The organism is Chitinophaga sp. CCNWYY40, assembly GCF_037483205.1.
GTDB classification, from domain to species: Bacteria; Bacteroidota; Bacteroidia; order Chitinophagales; family Chitinophagaceae; genus Chitinophaga; species Chitinophaga ginsengisegetis.
This window is the reverse complement of sequence record NZ_JBBHLF010000001.1, coordinates 462,078-479,075: the sequence shown is the minus strand read 5'-3', so window position 1 is coordinate 479,075 and position 16,998 is coordinate 462,078. Positions and strand designations below refer to the sequence as shown.

The 16,998-nt window shown below is 47.5% G+C and carries 16 protein-coding genes; 3 read left to right on the top strand and 13 right to left on the bottom strand.

The genetic code is table 11. The annotated features are described in order from the left end of the window. Positions 1–41 precede the first annotated feature (41 nt). The 4 genes from V7S65_RS01930 to V7S65_RS01915 form a co-directional block, all read right to left on the bottom strand. Positions 42–1,310, bottom strand: coding sequence for an MFS transporter (locus tag V7S65_RS01930; protein ID WP_111580081.1), 1,269 nt, complete (start codon positions 1,308–1,310; stop codon positions 42–44). A 28-nt stretch (positions 1,311–1,338) separates the two neighbouring features. Then, the gene (locus tag V7S65_RS01925) at positions 1,339–1,557 is read right to left on the bottom strand and encodes a hypothetical protein (RefSeq protein ID WP_079468488.1); all 219 of its coding nucleotides are present in this window, start codon (positions 1,555–1,557) and stop codon (positions 1,339–1,341) included. Between the two features lie 54 nt (positions 1,558–1,611). After that, positions 1,612–2,202: a TetR/AcrR family transcriptional regulator gene (locus V7S65_RS01920; protein ID WP_079468489.1), complete on the bottom strand. Its 591-nt coding sequence runs from the start codon at positions 2,200–2,202 to the stop codon at positions 1,612–1,614. Between the two features lie 106 nt (positions 2,203–2,308). Continuing rightward, a complete protein-coding gene (locus tag V7S65_RS01915; RefSeq protein ID WP_336386399.1) occupies positions 2,309–3,091 on the bottom strand; it encodes an SDR family oxidoreductase in 783 nt (260 codons plus the stop codon). Positions 3,092–3,244: 153 nt separating this feature from the next. On the opposite strand from V7S65_RS01915, the gene V7S65_RS01910 reads away from it, so the two are divergent. Then, entirely contained in the window at positions 3,245–3,613 is a 369-nt protein-coding gene (locus V7S65_RS01910; RefSeq protein ID WP_111580079.1) for a winged helix-turn-helix transcriptional regulator, read from the top strand. Positions 3,614–3,615: 2 nt separating this feature from the next. On the opposite strand, the gene V7S65_RS01905 is transcribed toward V7S65_RS01910, so the two are convergent. Further along, on the bottom strand, positions 3,616–4,389 hold the full coding sequence (locus V7S65_RS01905) for a helix-turn-helix domain-containing protein (RefSeq protein WP_079468492.1): 774 nt from the start codon (positions 4,387–4,389) through the stop codon (positions 3,616–3,618). A 79-nt stretch (positions 4,390–4,468) separates the two neighbouring features. After that, on the bottom strand, positions 4,469–5,341 hold the full coding sequence (locus V7S65_RS01900; RefSeq protein WP_336386400.1) for an NAD(P)-dependent oxidoreductase: 873 nt from the start codon (positions 5,339–5,341) through the stop codon (positions 4,469–4,471). A 179-nt stretch (positions 5,342–5,520) separates the two neighbouring features. Between V7S65_RS01900 and V7S65_RS01895 the strand changes: the two genes are divergently transcribed. Then, positions 5,521–5,886: a winged helix-turn-helix transcriptional regulator gene (locus V7S65_RS01895; protein WP_079468494.1), complete on the top strand. Its 366-nt coding sequence runs from the start codon at positions 5,521–5,523 to the stop codon at positions 5,884–5,886. Positions 5,887–5,902: 16 nt separating this feature from the next. On the opposite strand, the gene nudK is transcribed toward V7S65_RS01895, so the two are convergent. Beyond that, positions 5,903–6,481, bottom strand: coding sequence for a GDP-mannose pyrophosphatase NudK (nudK, locus tag V7S65_RS01890; RefSeq protein WP_336386401.1), 579 nt, complete (start codon positions 6,479–6,481; stop codon positions 5,903–5,905). A gap of 57 nt (positions 6,482–6,538) precedes the next feature. Here nudK and V7S65_RS01885 point away from each other — a divergent pair, with 57 nt between their 5' ends. Continuing rightward, complete coding sequence (locus V7S65_RS01885; RefSeq protein WP_336386402.1) at positions 6,539–7,285, top strand: DeoR/GlpR family DNA-binding transcription regulator; 747 nt, start codon at positions 6,539–6,541, stop codon at positions 7,283–7,285. 2 nt (positions 7,286–7,287) lie between these two features. Here V7S65_RS01885 and V7S65_RS01880 read toward each other — a convergent pair whose 3' ends face one another. The 6 genes from V7S65_RS01880 to V7S65_RS01855 form a co-directional block, all read right to left on the bottom strand. Beyond that, complete coding sequence (locus tag V7S65_RS01880) at positions 7,288–8,085, bottom strand: alpha/beta hydrolase (RefSeq protein ID WP_111580075.1); 798 nt, start codon at positions 8,083–8,085, stop codon at positions 7,288–7,290. 107 nt (positions 8,086–8,192) lie between these two features. Next, complete coding sequence (locus V7S65_RS01875; protein ID WP_336386403.1) at positions 8,193–9,434, bottom strand: M12 family metallopeptidase; 1,242 nt, start codon at positions 9,432–9,434, stop codon at positions 8,193–8,195. A gap of 208 nt (positions 9,435–9,642) precedes the next feature. Beyond that, positions 9,643–10,527 (bottom strand): hypothetical protein, encoded by an 885-nt coding sequence (locus V7S65_RS01870; RefSeq protein ID WP_336386404.1) that lies wholly within the window; start codon positions 10,525–10,527, stop codon positions 9,643–9,645. A gap of 60 nt (positions 10,528–10,587) precedes the next feature. Then, a complete protein-coding gene (locus tag V7S65_RS01865; protein WP_336386405.1) occupies positions 10,588–11,703 on the bottom strand; it encodes a glycoside hydrolase family 76 protein in 1,116 nt (371 codons plus the stop codon). Positions 11,704–11,765: 62 nt separating this feature from the next. Next, complete coding sequence (locus V7S65_RS01860; RefSeq protein WP_111580071.1) at positions 11,766–13,562, bottom strand: RagB/SusD family nutrient uptake outer membrane protein; 1,797 nt, start codon at positions 13,560–13,562, stop codon at positions 11,766–11,768. An 18-nt stretch (positions 13,563–13,580) separates the two neighbouring features. Further along, positions 13,581–16,913, bottom strand: coding sequence for a SusC/RagA family TonB-linked outer membrane protein (locus V7S65_RS01855; protein WP_336386406.1), 3,333 nt, complete (start codon positions 16,911–16,913; stop codon positions 13,581–13,583). Between the last annotated feature and the right edge of the window lie 85 nt (positions 16,914–16,998).

Genomic DNA, 16,998 nt, shown 5'->3' with positions numbered 1-16,998 from the left:
TATTTTTGGGGAAGCCGGTATTACCGGCTTCCCCAAAAATATTACATCTCCGCCACTACTTCCGTAGTATTCACCACGGCGCCTTTGGCGAGTTTTCTTTTAACGATCAGGCTTACGCGGTGTACCAGGTAAATACAGGGAAGCGTTAACCCCACAATTACCCATCCGAGTGTATCGTAGTGTTCCAACGGGCTGAATTTATCTTTCTGTGCTACGATCATGCCTGCGATTACTGCCGCTATTCCGCCGGCAATTTGTTGCAGGGAGGAGTTCACGCTCATAAATGCGCCACGGTCCGACAGGTCGGGGATACCGGTAGTTAAGGCGGTGAAGGGGATCATACGGCCCATGATACCAGCCATCATCAATACGTTCAGGCACATGATGATCCAGAGCGGTTGCGGTGTTAAGTGTGTATAAATAATGATGATTACCAACGCATAAATGGAAGCAATGGAGAAGAGCGTGAACCTGTCTCTTTTATCACTTAATTTTCCCAGCACCGGCATAATGAACAGGGAACCTACGCCGGTAACCATGAACAATAAAGGCAACTGCTCGTGTGTAACGTGCAGGTTATTTACGGCAAACGCGCTACCGAAAGGCATCATCATAAATCCGCCTACAGACATCAGTGCGGTGGCACTGAAACCGATGCGGTAATCGCGGTTTCTCACGGTATGCCACAGGTGTGTGAACGCGCTTTTATCGCGTTGTACAGCCAGGTGCGCAATAACCGGTTGCAGCTGCAGGATGATCAGCAGCATTACAATAGCGGCTACGCCGGCTACGAGGAAAAAGGGGGCTTCCCATCCCCAGGCATTGGCGAGGTATAGCCCGATGGGAATACCAAGTACCTGGCTGGCACCAAATGCCATTTGTACAAATCCCATTACGCGGCCGCGTTGTGAGATATCAAAAAGATCGGTAACGATGGCCAGCGAAATAGATCCGATTACACCGCCGAATAAACCGGTGATAATACGGGCGGCAACCATCGTGTAATAGGTGTTGGCCAGTCCGCAGCACAACGTGCCCAGGATAAAGCCGGCGTAAAAAAATACCAGTAATTTCTTACGGTCGAAGCGATCGGCAAAGCCGGCGGTGAGCAGCCCGGAGATACCGGCGCTGAAGGCGTAAGCCGATACGATGAGTCCAAACTGGTTGGGTTTTATGCTCATCGATTTCATGAGCATATCGCCGAGTGGCGACATCACCATAAAATCGAGGATGACCGTGAATTGTGTGAGTGCCAACAGGGCTACTATCATTTTCTGGTGACCGGAAAATGCGGGTGATGTTTGTTTCATTCAGGGAGATTTTCAGCTTATGTATTTGTTAGTCTTCCAGCTCTGCGCATTCGTACTCGCTGGCGTTGATCAATGCGATGATGCGATCCGGCACCGGTTCAGCGGCTACCACTCTCAGCACGCAATCTACGTCTTCCATGTCTACTGTCCACTTTTCAATAAAGGGCTGCTGGTCCAGTAACGGGGCTACTTTGGAGCGGGCTTGCGCAGTGGCAATGTTTGTTTTGAAAATAAGAACGTGTTGCATGACTATTTTGTTTTGTGAGCGAGCGTTCATTTATTAATTTGACAAAAAAAAGAGCTATTTCATCAATCCTTTTACCACACAGTCGAATGTTTCTTTCATGATCTTCTCTGAGAACTTAAACTTACGGCCACCGAGACTTTGTCCTTCGTTATGAAATTTTATCAGCGAGTACAATGGCGCAAAGGCAACGGACCAGTATACTTCGAGGGGCATTTCGTCGATCTCTCCCCGTGTTACCGCATTATGCACATAGTCGCCCATTGCCCTGCGGAATTCATGCGTGATGGTTTCCATCATTTTGTCTTTGTAAGTAGAATTACGCAGCTGTTCAAAGAAGTTGGCGGATAGGTGGTTATCCAGTGCAAAAGCGGCCCTGTTTTTCCACTGCACCCACAGCCCTTCCTTAAAACTCATTTTCGGGTCAAAATCTTTCAGGGTGGCCTGCGTCATTTTTATTCCTTCTTCAATGCTGATACTCGTCAGCAGGTCCTCTTTATCTTTATAATAAATATAAATAGTAGCCGGAGATACACCCGCTGCCTTTGCCAGCCGGTTGATACCAAAATTTTCGAGTCCATCCTTAGCCACCATTTCAATGGCACACTCACGGATGGCCTGTATCTTATTTTCGTCTCTGTATCTCATGCGACACAAAGATAAGTGAGCGATTGCTCATTTTAAAATATTTTTTTTGAGACAGGGGGATTTCAGGAAAGGGCTGACTATTGATTTTATAGCCAGCCCTTTGAAATTAGTGTGAAAGATCGGGCGGGGTGAGACTTTTAGAAAGACCGCCATCCACTGTCAGCTCTTCACCGGTAGTAAATGTAGCATCGAAGGCCAGGAACAGTGCGGCCTTTGCCACTTCTTCCGTGCTGCCGTTGCGTTTCAGCGGCGTTACTGCTTCCCCGATTTTTTCGAAGGCCAGCAGTTCTTCTTTTGATGCGCCGGATACGCCCATAGTAGGGGTGTTGATAAAGCCGGGGCTTACCGCATTTACGCGGATGCTCCTGGGCAGCAATTCGGCAGCAAAGCCTTTTACAAACGAAGCCAGCGCCGCTTTTGCACCGGCATATACGCTCATGCCTGCATAACCGGCGTTGTTGGCGATGGAAGTAGTGAACACAATTGCACCGTAATCTTTTATCAGTGGCGCCAGTTGCTGCACCGTGAAATACGCGCCTTTGGTGTTGATGGCAAAAGTTTTATCGTAAGTGTCCTCCGTTACTTTATCGAATGGCTCCAGCAAAGAGAAGCCGGCATTCACAAACAGGAAATCGATTTGTCCAAAAGTAGCAGCCACGGTGTTGCGCAGGGTTTCGATATCGGTCATCGACGACGTGTCAGAAGCGATGATGTGCGCACTGTTACCCAGTTCCTGTTTGGCTGCTTCCAGGTTCTTTGGATTTTTTCCTGTGAGCAATACTTCTGCCCCTCCTGCTATCAGCATTTTAACCACTGCCATTCCCATACCGTGTGTACCGCCGGTGATTACTGCTTTCTTTCCCTTGTAACTATTTGTTGTGCTGGTCATGTTATTTTTTTTGATGATCAATGTTGCAAAGTGACGCAGATCGGGTGAACAGAACAATAACGGATATTATGTTCCTATACGGAAAATTTTATCCGTATGCCGGGAATCCGGCTATTAGGGATAAATTTGTCCGTATCAGAAAAGCGATTGGTTATGTATGAAAAAAAGATTCCAAAAAGTTTTGCGTGCGGGATGGCGATCATCATGGAAATTATTGGTGGTAAATGGAAATCCTATATGGTGTACCTGATCAACAAAGGGGTAAGAAGGCCCAGTGAACTGCAAAGGGCGATGCCTTCTGCGAGCAGGCGGGTACTGGATTTGCAGCTAAGGGAACTGGAATTTCACGGGATCATCAAACGTGTTATTTATCATGAGCTGCCACCGAAAGTAGAATACTATCTTACTGATTTTGGCGCCTCGTTGTTGCCCGTAGTGGATGCGATGGATAAATGGGGAGAAGCCTACCAGGGCGAATTTGAGGCATTGATGAAAAAGAAGGAAGAGCCAGTGGCGGTATGATGTTACCACCAGGTGGCCTGCTGAAAAAATGCCTGTGGTGTTTGCCCGGTGAAGGCGCGGAAATCTTTTATAAAATGCGCCTGGTCGTAATAGCCGGCGTCATAGGCAGCTTCCGTAAGACTATCAGCTTCCGGGAAATGATCGAGCAGGTGCCGTAATCTTACGATGGCGGAGAACTGTTTGGGAGTAGTTCCCACACTGCGCCGGAAGCGTTTTTCAAAGGCATCCTGACTGATATACAGGTCTGCTGCCAGTGATTTGATCTTTACATGGCCGGCGGCGGTTTTAATTTGCTGTACCGCATTGCGGATGAGTAAGTCCGGTTGCCGGCTGCTGAGTGCAGCGATAAGAAACTGTTCCACAATAGCGATCCGCTGCAGGTTATTTTTCGCTTCATACAACCGTTCTTCCACCTCTCTTATTTTATGGCGCTGTACCAATTGATCGAGCGATTCATGCGTATCAAAAAGTTCATGCAGGGGTGTTTTGAAAAAGGCCGTAGCCCCACCTTCCCTGAACTTCACCAACACATTGCCGGTGCCGGGCGCATAATGTAACAGACGGGAAGTTCTGCGCAAACCTGCCAGCGCTGTTACCGGCAGATCGGTTGCTTCTCCGGCATCTCCGGTCATCACTTTACCACCAAACCTGAAAGACATCACCACAGCAGTATCCGGCATTACGCGGTTCTCCATACCGTCTTTGCTTTCGATGATCAGATAAGCGCTGACATAAGGAGAAAGGATCGCTGACGGGAGATAACTTTCCATGTTCATGTGGTAACAAATTAGGTGTTTATAAAGATACGCATAATTAGTGTTTAGTCCGCTGCGGACTAAACACTAACGCCCGTACTTACCGCATGGCTTTTATCAATGCTCCCAGCTGTTCTTCTCCATAACCGGCTTTAATGCCTTTATTCATGAGGTTAAGGATGAAGGCGGGCACTTCCCCGGGAATGCCTGATTCAGCGGCCTGTTTCACCATTAAAGCAATAGATACTGCGCAGGTTTTCAGGCTGCTTTCGGGATATGTGAAATTATTGGCGCTGATCACCGCGCCTTCATGCCGCACCATTTCCCCGAGTACCGGTGCAATGTTGTTGATCATATCGCCCAATGCGTTTACATCCAGCTTTTCCGATTCAAAAATCCGTGCGCCCTGCAGGAAGCCGGTGATCAAACCAAACAGGCTGGAAAGTATGGCCAGGTCCCATGCAGCAGCAGCGCCGGCTGCTGCGCCCATGTACATCAGGTTGCCACCCAATACTTTCAGTACGGTCTCTCCTTTTTCAAAAGCAGCTATTTGTCCTGATAAAAAAATAGGCGTATCCGCTTTTCCTATTTGCCGGGGTGTGGCCAGCAGGGCGCCATCCAGGTAGTGTGCACCAAGCTCCTGCACCCAGGCTTCTGCTGTTCTTGCATCCTGTGGAGTACCGGTGGTTAACTCCAGCAAGAGGCGGTCATTTAAGGCAGCTGCTGCTTCCGGCATAGAAAGAATGTTACGGGTGGTATCGTAATTATTGAGACAGGTAATAATCACCGGGCTTGCCAATACGGCTGCGGCAGGATCTGCTGCCAGTACGGCGCCATCGGCTACCAGCGGCGCTGCTTTTTCCGCGCTGCGGTTCCATATCGTTACGTGATAACCATTATCCAGTAAGGTGCGCGCCAGTACAAATCCCATAGGGCCTAATCCAATTACGGAAACACTTTTGTTTGTTGTCATCGTCTCATTTTTTTATGCCTCAAATGTCTTTACTATGGCGGTGACAGACAATAACCGAAAAAAGTTTCCCCCAGGGAAAATTTTTTCGGTATGCTCCCCTGCTGCATTACAGCGCGTCGCTGTTTGCTCGTTTTTATGAACCAGGGTAAAATGTTTATCTTTCGGGCAAATGAAACACTATGTACGAGAAGAAAATCCCGGAGCTGCACTGTGGCATCAGCATTTTCATGAAGGTATTGGGCGGTAAATGGAAAGCCTGGATCATTGAGTGTATCCATGACGACATCAGGCGGCCGAGTGACATTCACCGCGAGATGGAAGTGGATGGTGCCAGCATGCGCGTGATCACCATGCACCTGAAGGAGCTGGAAGATCTTGGCATCCTGTATAAAAAAGTATATGCCGGTATTCCGTTAAAAGTAGAATATTACCTCACAGAAGTTGGACTGAGCACCTTACCACTGATTAAGGCAATGGATCAATGGGGCAAAGAGAAACAGGCTTTGCTGGTGAAAGATGAGCGCAACGCCGTGTTAGCCGGATAAGCCCGTGCGGTTTCGTTTAGCCGCACAGGTGATGAAGCGCCGCATATTGCAGCAGCATAATTGTTTTCCCGTCTTTAATTTCCCCCGTACGGATCATATCCATTGCCTGTACAAACGGGAGTTCCAATACTTCTATATTTTCCTGTTCGGCTTCCAGTCCGCCGCCCTCGTGTACTTTCTGCTCTTTAGAGTACGCTGCCACAAAGAAATACAGGATCTCGGTAACAGAGCCGGGCGACATATACGCTTCAAACACTTTTTCCACATTGGTTACCTCGTACCCGGTTTCCTCTATCGTTTCGCGGCGGATGCATTCTTCCGCATTATCTTCATCCAGTAAACCGGCGCAACATTCTATCAGCAAACCGGTTTCATTGCCATTAATATAGGTAGGCATGCGGAACTGCCGGGTTAACACTACGGTGCCATGTTCCTTATTATATAACAAAATAGTAGCTCCATTGCCACGATCGTATGCTTCACGCTCCTGCTTTACCACTACTCCATCGCTGCCCTTCACTTCATACGTAATTTTTTTCAGCGTATACCAGTTGTCCGACAGGATGGCCGTTTCCAGAATATTGATTGTTTTCATATTAAATGATCGTTTATGATCGTTTTTGATTATTTTTGATCAAGTTAATTATTTAAAATGAATTTCCAGCTAAGAAAACAAAAAATACTGTCGCTGTTAACCGAGAAAGGAGAAGTAGAAACCGCTGAACTGGCGCGGGCATTGGGTATTTCAGAAATCACCATCCGGCGGGATCTCAATCAATTATCGGACGATGGGCTCCTCTATCGCACCCACGGCGGGGCCATTCCGGTGAGTGAGCCGGATTCGCCTTTCGAATTTGTGAACAAAGCAGCCGCCAACCAGGCAGCAAAAGATAAGATCTGCAGAAAAGCGGCCGCGCAGATCAACGACGGCGATATTATTTTCATGGACTGTGGCAGCACTGTTTTCCGCCTATGCCAGTTTATAAAAAACAAAAAGATTAAAGTGATCACCAACTCTCTCCCGGTGATATTTGAACTGCAACATTCCGCAGTATCGCTCAATATTATCGGCGGTGAATATGACGCCGCCCGGCAAGCTATACACGGCACTATGGCCACAGAACACATCCAACGGTATAAAGCCGGCAAAGCATTTATTGGCGTAGATGGCCTCTCGGCGCAGGGATTATTTGCACACAGCGAAAAGGAAGCCGCTATTGCCACTGCACTGGCTATGCAAAGTAGTTATACCTACCTGTTATGCGATGCGGGGAAAATCGGGAAAACCTCCTATTTGAATTTTGCGGGGTTGGAGTTAGTGGATGCGATTATTACGGATGGCGATCCGGCGGAGCTGAAGTATTGTAAGAAGAAAGGAGTGACGGTGATGGGTGTATGAGTTTATTCCAACACCTCCTTCAGCCGCTCCTGGTATTCCGGGTTATCCGTCATACCATTATGCCCCTGTCCTTTCAGCGTTATCAGCGTATCTCCGGGCTTTAAATATGCTTTCAGTTTTTCGGAAGAGCCATAGTAAATCACTTCATCGAGGTCGCCATGAAAGATGGTAACGGGTACGACAGTACGTTGTATATTCTTGTAGTTAGGAAATGTATACTTCAATAGAAAGGAAGGCAGGATGGGATAATAATACCGGGCCATATCTTTCATGCTGAAATACGGCGCCTGCAGAATGAGCTGCCTCGGATGATTATCGGCCGCCAGACGTGCCGCAGCGCCTGTACCGAGGGAATAGCCGAGAATGGTAATTGTACTCTCGGGGTAAACTGTTTTTACACTGTCGTAGGCTGTTTGCGCATCAGCATAAAACTGTCGTTCGCTATAAATCTTTCCTTTACTTTTTCCGTATCCGCGATAGTCCAGCATAAATACATCATAACCGAGGTGGGTATATACCCCGGCAGCTTCTCCCCATGAGCGGAGAGAGCCTGCATTACCGTGCAGGTAAAAGATAAGTCCTTTGTCGCCGCGGGATTTAAATAACAGTCCGCTTAGTTGTGTGCCATCCGCAGTGGTGATAGTGCGTTCTTCGAAGGGCTCCGGGAACTGAAAGACATACCCGGTTGGTAATCTCTCCGGAAAAAAAAGCAAACGCTCCTGGATAAAGTAAACGAGGACACAAACAGCTGCATACAGGAGCAGCAGCACGCCTATTGTTTTCAGGATCCATTTTCCCATGACAGCTAACATTTACCTAAGATACAAAGAAACGCAGATCAAAATAAAAGAAGGCGCTTCTTTTACGGATGAAGCGCCTTCTTTTATTTTACCCGTTTAGTGTTACCCTATTGTATTACATATCCAACAATGTGCAACGGCCCACCACTTTTATACTGCTTATACAATATGTTGCCGTAATCCGATGTTTCACTATCTAAAAAGTCGTATTCCAGCTGTTGGGTACCGGCAGGTACATTCACCATGTATTCCCCGGAGTTCATAACAGGATAAGTCCACATCTCGGCATAATACATTTTCATTTTCACATCATATGGCAAAGGAATGGGTGTTGTTGAAGTGGGCGTAGCATAAAACTGAAAAATAGAATGGCCGGTTAGTTCGTAATAGTCTGGCCCCGAGTTGTAGCTGTCCTGTATAAAGGTACCACGCACATACACCGGGTTATACATATATTCCACAGTAGCAATATCGCCGTCAGACAGGAAAAGCGCATTGGGGTTGACAGGCGTGCCAGTTATGCTTTCAATTGTTTTTATGGAAGTATTTATTGCGAAGTCAAACTCATCATACAACATAATGGAATTGTAGTCGAAAGTTCCAATTTCCACTCCAGAGAAACCACTGTATTTATTGAAATTATGTTGATCTCCGCCCGGAATATTACTGTAATTCACCGTAATAAAATTGTCCCTGTCGCTACGGCATTGTTCATGCATCAGTCCTATTGCATGACCAATTTCATGTACCACTACTCCCATATTGTTGAAATTAACCAGGTTGATCACCTGCCGGCCACCTACCATACCTACGTATGAATTATTCACACTGGGGTGGAATACAAATTCCACATAGTTAGCCTGGTTGGTTCGCGGCACAAATGTAATTCCCGCGGAAAAATGCCATTCAGACATCGCCATAAATATATCAGTACTGGATGGAATGTTGGCATTGATAGTATAGAATACTGTTTTGTTTGGCCATAACTTATTAATATCACTGGTGAAAGTACGCGCCAGTGAATCAAGTGAAAAGCTATGTCCTGCTTTGCGGCCGTTTTTATCCCTGACCATTGCCAGGATAGCTTTACTAATCGATTTATCGATAGTGCCGGCATTCTCATAGTTATTCCGGATGCCTTTCACCTGTTCTTCAGTGAGAAGCATATCATCTGCCAGATAGTACTGCCCATCCTGTTTAAAGATGACGATGCTATCCTTTGTTTTTGAGTTAACAATTACAATTTTTTCTCTGGTAGAAATGTCAGATGGAGAAGGGGAAATGATATCCTGCTTTTTATTACACGCAAACAGCGTGACAGCAATAAGCGCTACAAGTAACTTTTTCATGGGAATAATTTGAAGGTTAAGTACATCATAAGGGATAGCATCATTTTACGCACGATCTGCGTAAAATGATGCCCAGGGTCGAAATACAGGCTTTAAACGGGCTTATACGAATATACCCTAAACAGGTGTGGAAACATAGCATCTCCGGGAATTTCCATGTTAAATTTTCCCAGGACAAGCGGCCATTGGAAATGATGTACTTATGTTCTTACTTCCCAATTTTTTTAAACACGCCATTCACACCATCCCAACTATATTTAGTAAACTCTTCTTTTACTGACATCACCGGTTCTCCGTTCTTATCCAGCTTATCTGTTTCTTCTTCCTCATGCATTTTCAGGATGATGGTATCGGGCATACCATCTTTTTCTCCGGGGAAAATAAAGGATTCGCTGTGATAATATACCCCCGCATCGCCTACATCCATTCTTTCCGGCAGTGCGGCGATCCGTCCATCTTTCATCCAGGCGAAATAATAATAGTTTGTGGAAACACCACAGGCTGCTCCACCAAAGCCAACAGAAATAATATTTTGCACGTTGGTAAGACCCAGACCGGCCATTACCTTCGCATAGGAAAAACCGGCGGATTCATCATCCATTATCCGGAATGCGGTAGCAGCGAGGATTTTACGGGCCTGCACTGCTTTTAGTTTCACAATATATTGCGGGCGTTTCTCATTGTCGATCAGCGTATCCACGCGGCGGTCGTAGGCAAATACAAATTTCATATCGCCTCTGCGCATTGGAGAAAAAGAGATCAGTCCTTCCCATACGTAGCCTTGTTTTTCCACGCCATCTTTTTTGTATTTAATCTGTACCCAGGGAAGTGTAAGACCTTTAAGGGTGAGCAGTTTGCCTGCCAATATATCGACTGCAGTAATATCATCGCCGGCCAGCAGGGTATCGATGGCGGCCTGTTTGGTGTCGGGGCTGATACGTACCAGTGCGGTATCTGCAAAAATATACCGGCTGTCATCTTTATTTAACCCCCAGGTATTAAAGATGAATTCAGGTTCCTGGTCCTGGGCAAAAAGAGGGGCTGCAAAAGAAGTAAACAAACAAGTCAGCGTAAAAAACAATATCGTTTTCATGAGGTACATTAATTGAAGCGCAAAAATAGCGTTTTACCTCATGAAAACGATGCCATGTTATTAATTTGCCGGAGGGCATATCTGCATCATGTATACTGCGCTGCTGGCCTCATAGGATTGCAGCACACCGGTTACGCAAGGCACTTTATAGTTACGGTAGGTTAACCCGCGGGTAACGTCGCGGTTGCCCCAGGCGGCGTTAATATTTTTCTGGATCCAGGGCAGGAACTGCGTTTGGCCGGCGTCGTTGATTAGCGTCATCACATATTGTCCGAAGATGGCCTTTAAGATGCCCTGCTCATTCCAGTCGCCTTCTGCGGGCATAATACCATTTACATCGCTCATAGTTTTTTGTGTGTAGGTAGCCGCCAGCTTTGCCTGATCAAGATAAGCAGCAGTACCTGTTTCTTTGTACAACATTACGGCAGCGCCAATAAAGGTACCCTGATTGTAGGTATAGTCAGACCAGCCTTTGTTGCCATTTACATTATTATCTGCTACCCTGCCGGTGGCCGGGTCATAGAGGTTATTTACGCCCCAGGTGTACACGTCTTTTGCTTTTTGAAGATAAGCGGCTTCGCCGGTGATCTTATATAAGGTCATGGCGGCGATCACTGTGGGGAAGTTAATACAGGCGTTTTTACCGCTATGATTAAAATCCCAGAACATGCCTCCTTTAACCGGGTCGTAAGAGCCGTCCCATACCCTTTTGAACCCTGATAAGGAAAGATCCAGGTATGCTTTGTTGCCGGTAACCTGGCTGGCGCGTGCAAGCGAAATGACCCACCACATGATATCATCATAAATAAACCATTCTTTGGTGTTGTTCCAGTTGTATTTATCGTAGCGGTTATAACCGCCCTGGAAGATGTCGGTGATGCGTTGGAGATCAGCCGGATCTTTTGTGCGTTTATATACGTTCATGGCCATGTCCCAGTAAATGGCCTGGACCCAGATGGCGCCGATACCTTTCTTTTCTGTGTTGCTGTAATAGAGTTTATCGGCCGTGCTGTAGAAATACTGGTTAAAGCTGGCGTAAGCCGTGGCTGCATCTTTGGTAGTGAAAGATACCGTGGGTGTTGGTCCGGGTGTTACCGGATCTTCTTTTCCATTGCTTTTGGAACAGTTGCTGTGCAGTAACAATGCCGCAAAAAGTAAACAGGTTATCTTGTACATATGATCGGGTTAAAACCGGAAGCAGGACAGGTCCTGCTTCCGGCAGTTTATGTTGAATATCTTTACCAGCCCGGGTTTTGCACCAGCTGTTTGTCGTTGTCCACATCATCTGCGGGCAGTGGGAACAGGTAGTGTTTTCTTTCAAATACGCGGGTTTCAAAAGGTACCACCTGCAGGAAATCGGGCATATCTGATCCGATGTTCAAACCATAGATAGGACCGTTTTCTGTTTGTTCTGCTATTTTCCAGCGGCGTACATCAAAGAAACGATTATTTTCAAAAGCCAGTTCTACGCGGCGTTCTTTGCGGATCACTTCGCGGATGGCTGCCTGTCCTGCGGGAGCAGGCAGTTCTGCAGATCCGTATTGCGGGATACCCGCCCTTTCCCTGATGAGGTTTACATATTTCAATGCCTCGGGACTGCCCGGATTGGCTTCATTCACACATTCTGCATAGCTGAGATAGATCTCCGCCAGGCGGATGAGCATCAGCGTACGGCCGCCTATATCCCATTTGCCGAGGCCCTGCGCCTTGCGCACAATGTAACCGGTAGGACTGTAATCGTTGTTGCCTGTGGCCTTACCGGAGTTACCATGATTATAAATCCTGGTAACGATATTTCCAAAAGATTTATTCAGCCAGGTGCTTCCATCATAAGTGATGTTTACATAAAAACGGGGCTCGCGGTTTACCCATTGGTTATAGATATTGCTGGGCGCCGTTTCGTTAGGACCCGTAAAATCTGAATAGCCTGTTTTCACATACTGCGACAAAGGATCATCGATGCTTCTGCCATTCTTCATAAAAAATGCGTCTACCATATTCTGCGTAGCGCCTAAGCCGCCGCTTCCCCGCACATCGCTGGAAGGCGCACCGCTGTGGAATGGCGTCATTTCATACTGACGGGAATTCAGCGAATTGGCAGGACGGGCAAAGATCACTTCCGGGTTCCAGTCGGTCAGGAATACATCCCTGCAGGAAAGATAAGGATCAAATTCTCCCTTTGTATTATTCTTCTTAAACAAACTATAGGTAGAAGGTACAAACTGGTCGAGGAAAGATTTATAGGCGTCTGCGGCCAGCTTCCATTTATTGGCGTCGTACGACTGGCTGATGAGCTGTTTGCCGTCTGCATTTTTCAGGGCAGCCATATCGGTGTTGCCATTAAACAACGGGCTGGCGCTATACATCAGGGCGTTGGCGCGGAAGGCCAGTGCTATTCCTTTGCTGATACGGCCGTAGTCCTGGTCGTTGTTGGGTATTACCGGCAGGTTGGCGGCAGCAGTTTCCAGTTCAGAGATCACATAGGCCACGCATTCATCAAAAGAGTTACGGGGCATCTGGAGACTGGCATCCACTTCCACCGGCTTTTCGCCCATGAGTACAACGGGACCGTATATACGCATCAGGTAAAAATAGTACATGGCGCGCAGTGCGCGGGCTTCCGCTTTGTATTGGGTGATAAGATCCGGGGAGAGATCTGTTATTTTATCGGCGTTATCGATAAATACGCTGGCTGCGCGGATACCGCGATAAAAATTGGTCCAGTAGTCGCCCACAAAACCGGATTTGGCATCCCAGCTGCCGATGTTCACGCTATTGGATTGTACAAATCCCCAAACATAATCTGCTTCATCGCAGCCACCTGTCCACAAGCCGCGGTTGTTGTAATCACCGGGGTTCCGTTGTCCGAATTCGTCCGGGATACGGACGTATACGTTGTTCAGGAATTTCTGCGCGGTAGCCCAGGTGCGGAAGGTTTCTTCGATGGTTAACCGGTCGTCCGGCACCTGGTCCAGGTATTTCTTGCAGGATGTCAATAACACAATGCCCAGTAAAATGTATAATAGCTTTTTCATGATCAGTTGCTTACGTGATTAAAATTTCAGGTTTACTCCCAGCGAAATGGTTCTCACATTGGGATATGTAGAACCGTTGTCTGTATTCAGTTCAGGATCCCACAATTTGAATTTGCTGAAAGTAAGGAGGTTGATACCCTGTAAGTAAACAGATGAATTCCGGACGCCTATACGTTGCAGCAAACTGGCGGGCAGGTTGTAGGCAATCTGTGCAGATTTCAGGCGGATGAAGCTCACATCTTTTACCCACCAGCTGCTTGGCTGCGTGTTGTTCACGTTTTCTGCTTCCCCGTAGGCGAGGCGTGGATAAAATGCGTCCTGCCGTGGGTTTTCAGGGGTCCATCTATCGGTGGCAATGCTATAGGCATTGCTTTCGCCGCCGCCGCCGTTGAACGGAATGATGGCGCTGCCCTGCAACATACGGTCGGCATCGGAGATGCCCTGGAACAGGAAGCCGATATTAAATCCTTTGTAAGCGAGGTTTAAGCCGAAGCCGTATACCATTGCGGGTACATCGCCGCGACCGATTTTTGTTTCATCGGAAGAATTGATTTTACCGTCGCCGTTGAGGTCTTTGTATTTGATATCGCCTGGTTTCACCTGTGAACGGGAGCCCGGAACGGCGCTTTTGTCGATCTCCGCCTGGTCTACGAACAAGCCTTCTGCGATATAGCCATACCGCGCCAGGATGTTATTGCCGCGGTGTTCCATCCATGGATACAGCTGCGGCGGGCGGTCATCTTCCAATACTTTATCCTGGTTCCAGGTAATATTACCACGCACAGATACTTCTACATTTCCGATACGGGCATTGTATTCCAGGTTAGCGTCCAGCCCTTTGTTTTCCACGGCGCCAAGGTTACCGTACTGTTGATTATCCAGTCCCATGAAATCCACGTTGGAAGCGCGTTGCAGGAAGATACCGGTACGGTGTTCCTTAAATACATCCACATTTACGAGGAGGCGGTCGTTCAGGGTGCGCAGCTCTATACCCAGGTCCTGTTTGTTGGAAACAGACCAGCGTACATCTGATGCGTAACGGGTGATGCTGATGCCACTGCCACCGTTAAACCCTTTCCCGAACGTATAGCCGTTATCGTTATCATTCAGTTTGGTGATATAGAGGAAGCGTTCTTCTGCGCTACCAAGACCGGTGTTACCATTTGAGTAGCGGAACTTCAGGAATGATATGGCATTTTTAAACGGCTCAAAAAAGCGTTCATTGGAAGGTACCCAGGCTAAACCGATGGCGGGGAAAAAACCGTAGCGGTTTTCCGGAGCAAACAATTCGGAGCCGTTGTACCCGAAATTGAATTCCATAAAGTAGCGGTCGTCATAAGAGTAGGCTGCTTTACCTGCCAGGCCGAGGTATCTTTCGGGGATGGAGTTAATAAAATCACCGGCGAGGGTATTGGTTTTATCGCTGGTATAAAACAGGCCCAATCCTGTTACGCGGTGTTTGCCGAAGCCGCGATCGTAGTTGATGGCTGCTTCTGTATAAAACTGGCGGGTGGTTTGCCGGTCGCCATCATTTTTATCGAAGCCAAGGTATTGGTTACCCGTAAATGTTTTTAAGAGATTGAGCGTGCCATCGGGTTTATATGGATTATTCATATCCGGGAACCAGGTATCCTCGCGTTTGGAGCGGGTAATATAGTTCTGGTTAAATACGTCGAATGCAAACATGGCAGTGGCGGACAAGCCTTCCGTAATGGATTTCAGATCCTGCGTAGCGCGGATATTAGAATACAGCTGGTTTCTGAATTCATTGCGATAGCCTCTGCGGGTAAGGTCAGCATAAGGATTTCTGAAGCCGCCGTTGGCAGAGCGGCCGGGCACAAAGCCACCGGGGTACATCACGGGATATACAACCGGGGAAGCATCCATAGCGCTCTGGAAAATATCGTGGGTACTAATGCCGGGATAGTTACCGTTGGAGAAGTATCCCTGCAGGCCAACATCCAGCTTAGTAGACTTTGTTACTTTCAGGTTCAGGTTGGACGTAAAGTTATAGCGGTTATATTTTAAGGAAGAATTGTACTTCTCCAGGTCGTCTGTTTTCAGGAAGCCGCTTTCGTTGTAGTAGCCCAGTGATACGTAGTACTGGGCATTTTCCACACCGCCGCTGGCGTTGAGGTTAGCGCTGCGGGTATGGCCGTATTTATTGAACACGGCATCCATCCAGTTTACGTTCGGGTATAGCAGCGGGTCTGCATTGTTTTTTGTTTTTTCGATGGTTTCATCTGAGAACACCGGGTTGTGGTTGCGGGTAGTAGAGGCTTCGTTGGCGAGGTTCATATAAGTAACGCCATCGAGCATTTCCGGTCTTTTTGTAAAGGAGTTCACGCCTTCGTTATAATCAAAATAGATCTGTGGTTTACCTACTTTCCCTGTTTTTGTTTTCAGGAGAATTACACCGTTGGCGCCGCGTACACCGTATACCGCAGTACCAGCGGCATCTTTCAGGATGGTGAAGGATTCAATATCTTCCGGGGAAATGTTGTTGATAGATCTTTCCACGCCATCCACGAGGATAAGCGGGGTTGCTTTATTACCGCCGCCAAAGGTAGAGATGCCGCGGATCCAGATATCGGCGCTGCCTTTACCGGGTTCGCCGGTACGCTGCACTCCTATTACGCCGGCGATGCGGCCCGCCAGCATAGAAGAAATATCTGATGCCGGTTGTTTAAACTCCGCAGGACGGATAGTGGACTGGGCGCCTACCAGGCTTACTTTACGCTGGGTACCAAAACCTACTACGGCTACTTCGCCGAGCGATTTGCTGGCTACTTTCAGTTGTACGTTGATGGTAGTTTGACTACCCGCTACTATTTCCGCCGTTTCATAACCGATGAAGCTGAATGCCAGTACATCGGTAGCGGCGTTTACGATGATCTTGTACCGGCCGTTGGCGTCGGTGGTGGTCATGGTGCTTACACCTCTTACGGCTACGCTTACACCGGGAAGGGGTTTGCCGTTTTCATCTTTGATAACACCGGACACCACTACTTCCTGGCGGACCATCGCCGCTTTGGGAGAAGTGAGTTTACTGATCACTACAATATCATTTACCTCTGCATAGCCGAGGGATTTGTGTTGCAGTAGTTTTTCCAGGACGTAATCCAGCCGTTCGTTGGAAAACGTATAGCCTTCTACTTTATAACCGCTGAGCAGTTGCCGGTCGTAGGCGAAATTAATTTTTGTGTGGCGGTGCAGGTCCCTGATGGCAGATTCCAGGCTTCCTCCTTTCAATGCAATGGTGACGCTGGTTTCCTGCAGGATTTGTCCCTGGCCGGCGTATACCGGCAGTATGGCTGGGACACACGTCAGGACCAAAACGACTGCAAGCATTCGTTTTCTGAAATTTTTTACAATTTTCTTCATACGTGGTTAGGCATTAATTGTTAGCATTAACAAAAGGTTCCATTTACGTGGC

What these genes read in the sequence shown, in the direction of transcription:
- V7S65_RS01930 (WP_111580081.1), bottom strand. Translation starts at nt 1,310, where the DNA reads ATGAAACAAACATCACCCGCATTTTCCGGTCACCAGAAAATGATAGTA.
- V7S65_RS01925 (WP_079468488.1), bottom strand. Translation starts at nt 1,557, where the DNA reads ATGCAACACGTTCTTATTTTCAAAACAAACATTGCCACTGCGCAAGCC.
- V7S65_RS01920 (WP_079468489.1), bottom strand. Translation starts at nt 2,202, where the DNA reads ATGAGATACAGAGACGAAAATAAGATACAGGCCATCCGTGAGTGTGCC.
- V7S65_RS01915 (WP_336386399.1), bottom strand. Translation starts at nt 3,091, where the DNA reads ATGACCAGCACAACAAATAGTTACAAGGGAAAGAAAGCAGTAATCACC.
- V7S65_RS01910 (WP_111580079.1), top strand. Translation starts at nt 3,245, where the DNA reads ATGTATGAAAAAAAGATTCCAAAAAGTTTTGCGTGCGGGATGGCGATC.
- V7S65_RS01905 (WP_079468492.1), bottom strand. Translation starts at nt 4,389, where the DNA reads ATGAACATGGAAAGTTATCTCCCGTCAGCGATCCTTTCTCCTTATGTC.
- V7S65_RS01900 (WP_336386400.1), bottom strand. Translation starts at nt 5,341, where the DNA reads ATGACAACAAACAAAAGTGTTTCCGTAATTGGATTAGGCCCTATGGGA.
- V7S65_RS01895 (WP_079468494.1), top strand. Translation starts at nt 5,521, where the DNA reads ATGTACGAGAAGAAAATCCCGGAGCTGCACTGTGGCATCAGCATTTTC.
- nudK (WP_336386401.1), bottom strand. Translation starts at nt 6,481, where the DNA reads ATGAAAACAATCAATATTCTGGAAACGGCCATCCTGTCGGACAACTGG.
- V7S65_RS01885 (WP_336386402.1), top strand. Translation starts at nt 6,539, where the DNA reads ATGAATTTCCAGCTAAGAAAACAAAAAATACTGTCGCTGTTAACCGAG.
- V7S65_RS01880 (WP_111580075.1), bottom strand. Translation starts at nt 8,085, where the DNA reads ATGGGAAAATGGATCCTGAAAACAATAGGCGTGCTGCTGCTCCTGTAT.
- V7S65_RS01875 (WP_336386403.1), bottom strand. Translation starts at nt 9,434, where the DNA reads ATGAAAAAGTTACTTGTAGCGCTTATTGCTGTCACGCTGTTTGCGTGT.
- V7S65_RS01870 (WP_336386404.1), bottom strand. Translation starts at nt 10,527, where the DNA reads ATGAAAACGATATTGTTTTTTACGCTGACTTGTTTGTTTACTTCTTTT.
- V7S65_RS01865 (WP_336386405.1), bottom strand. Translation starts at nt 11,703, where the DNA reads ATGTACAAGATAACCTGTTTACTTTTTGCGGCATTGTTACTGCACAGC.
- V7S65_RS01860 (WP_111580071.1), bottom strand. Translation starts at nt 13,562, where the DNA reads ATGAAAAAGCTATTATACATTTTACTGGGCATTGTGTTATTGACATCC.
- V7S65_RS01855 (WP_336386406.1), bottom strand. Translation starts at nt 16,913, where the DNA reads ATGCTTGCAGTCGTTTTGGTCCTGACGTGTGTCCCAGCCATACTGCCG.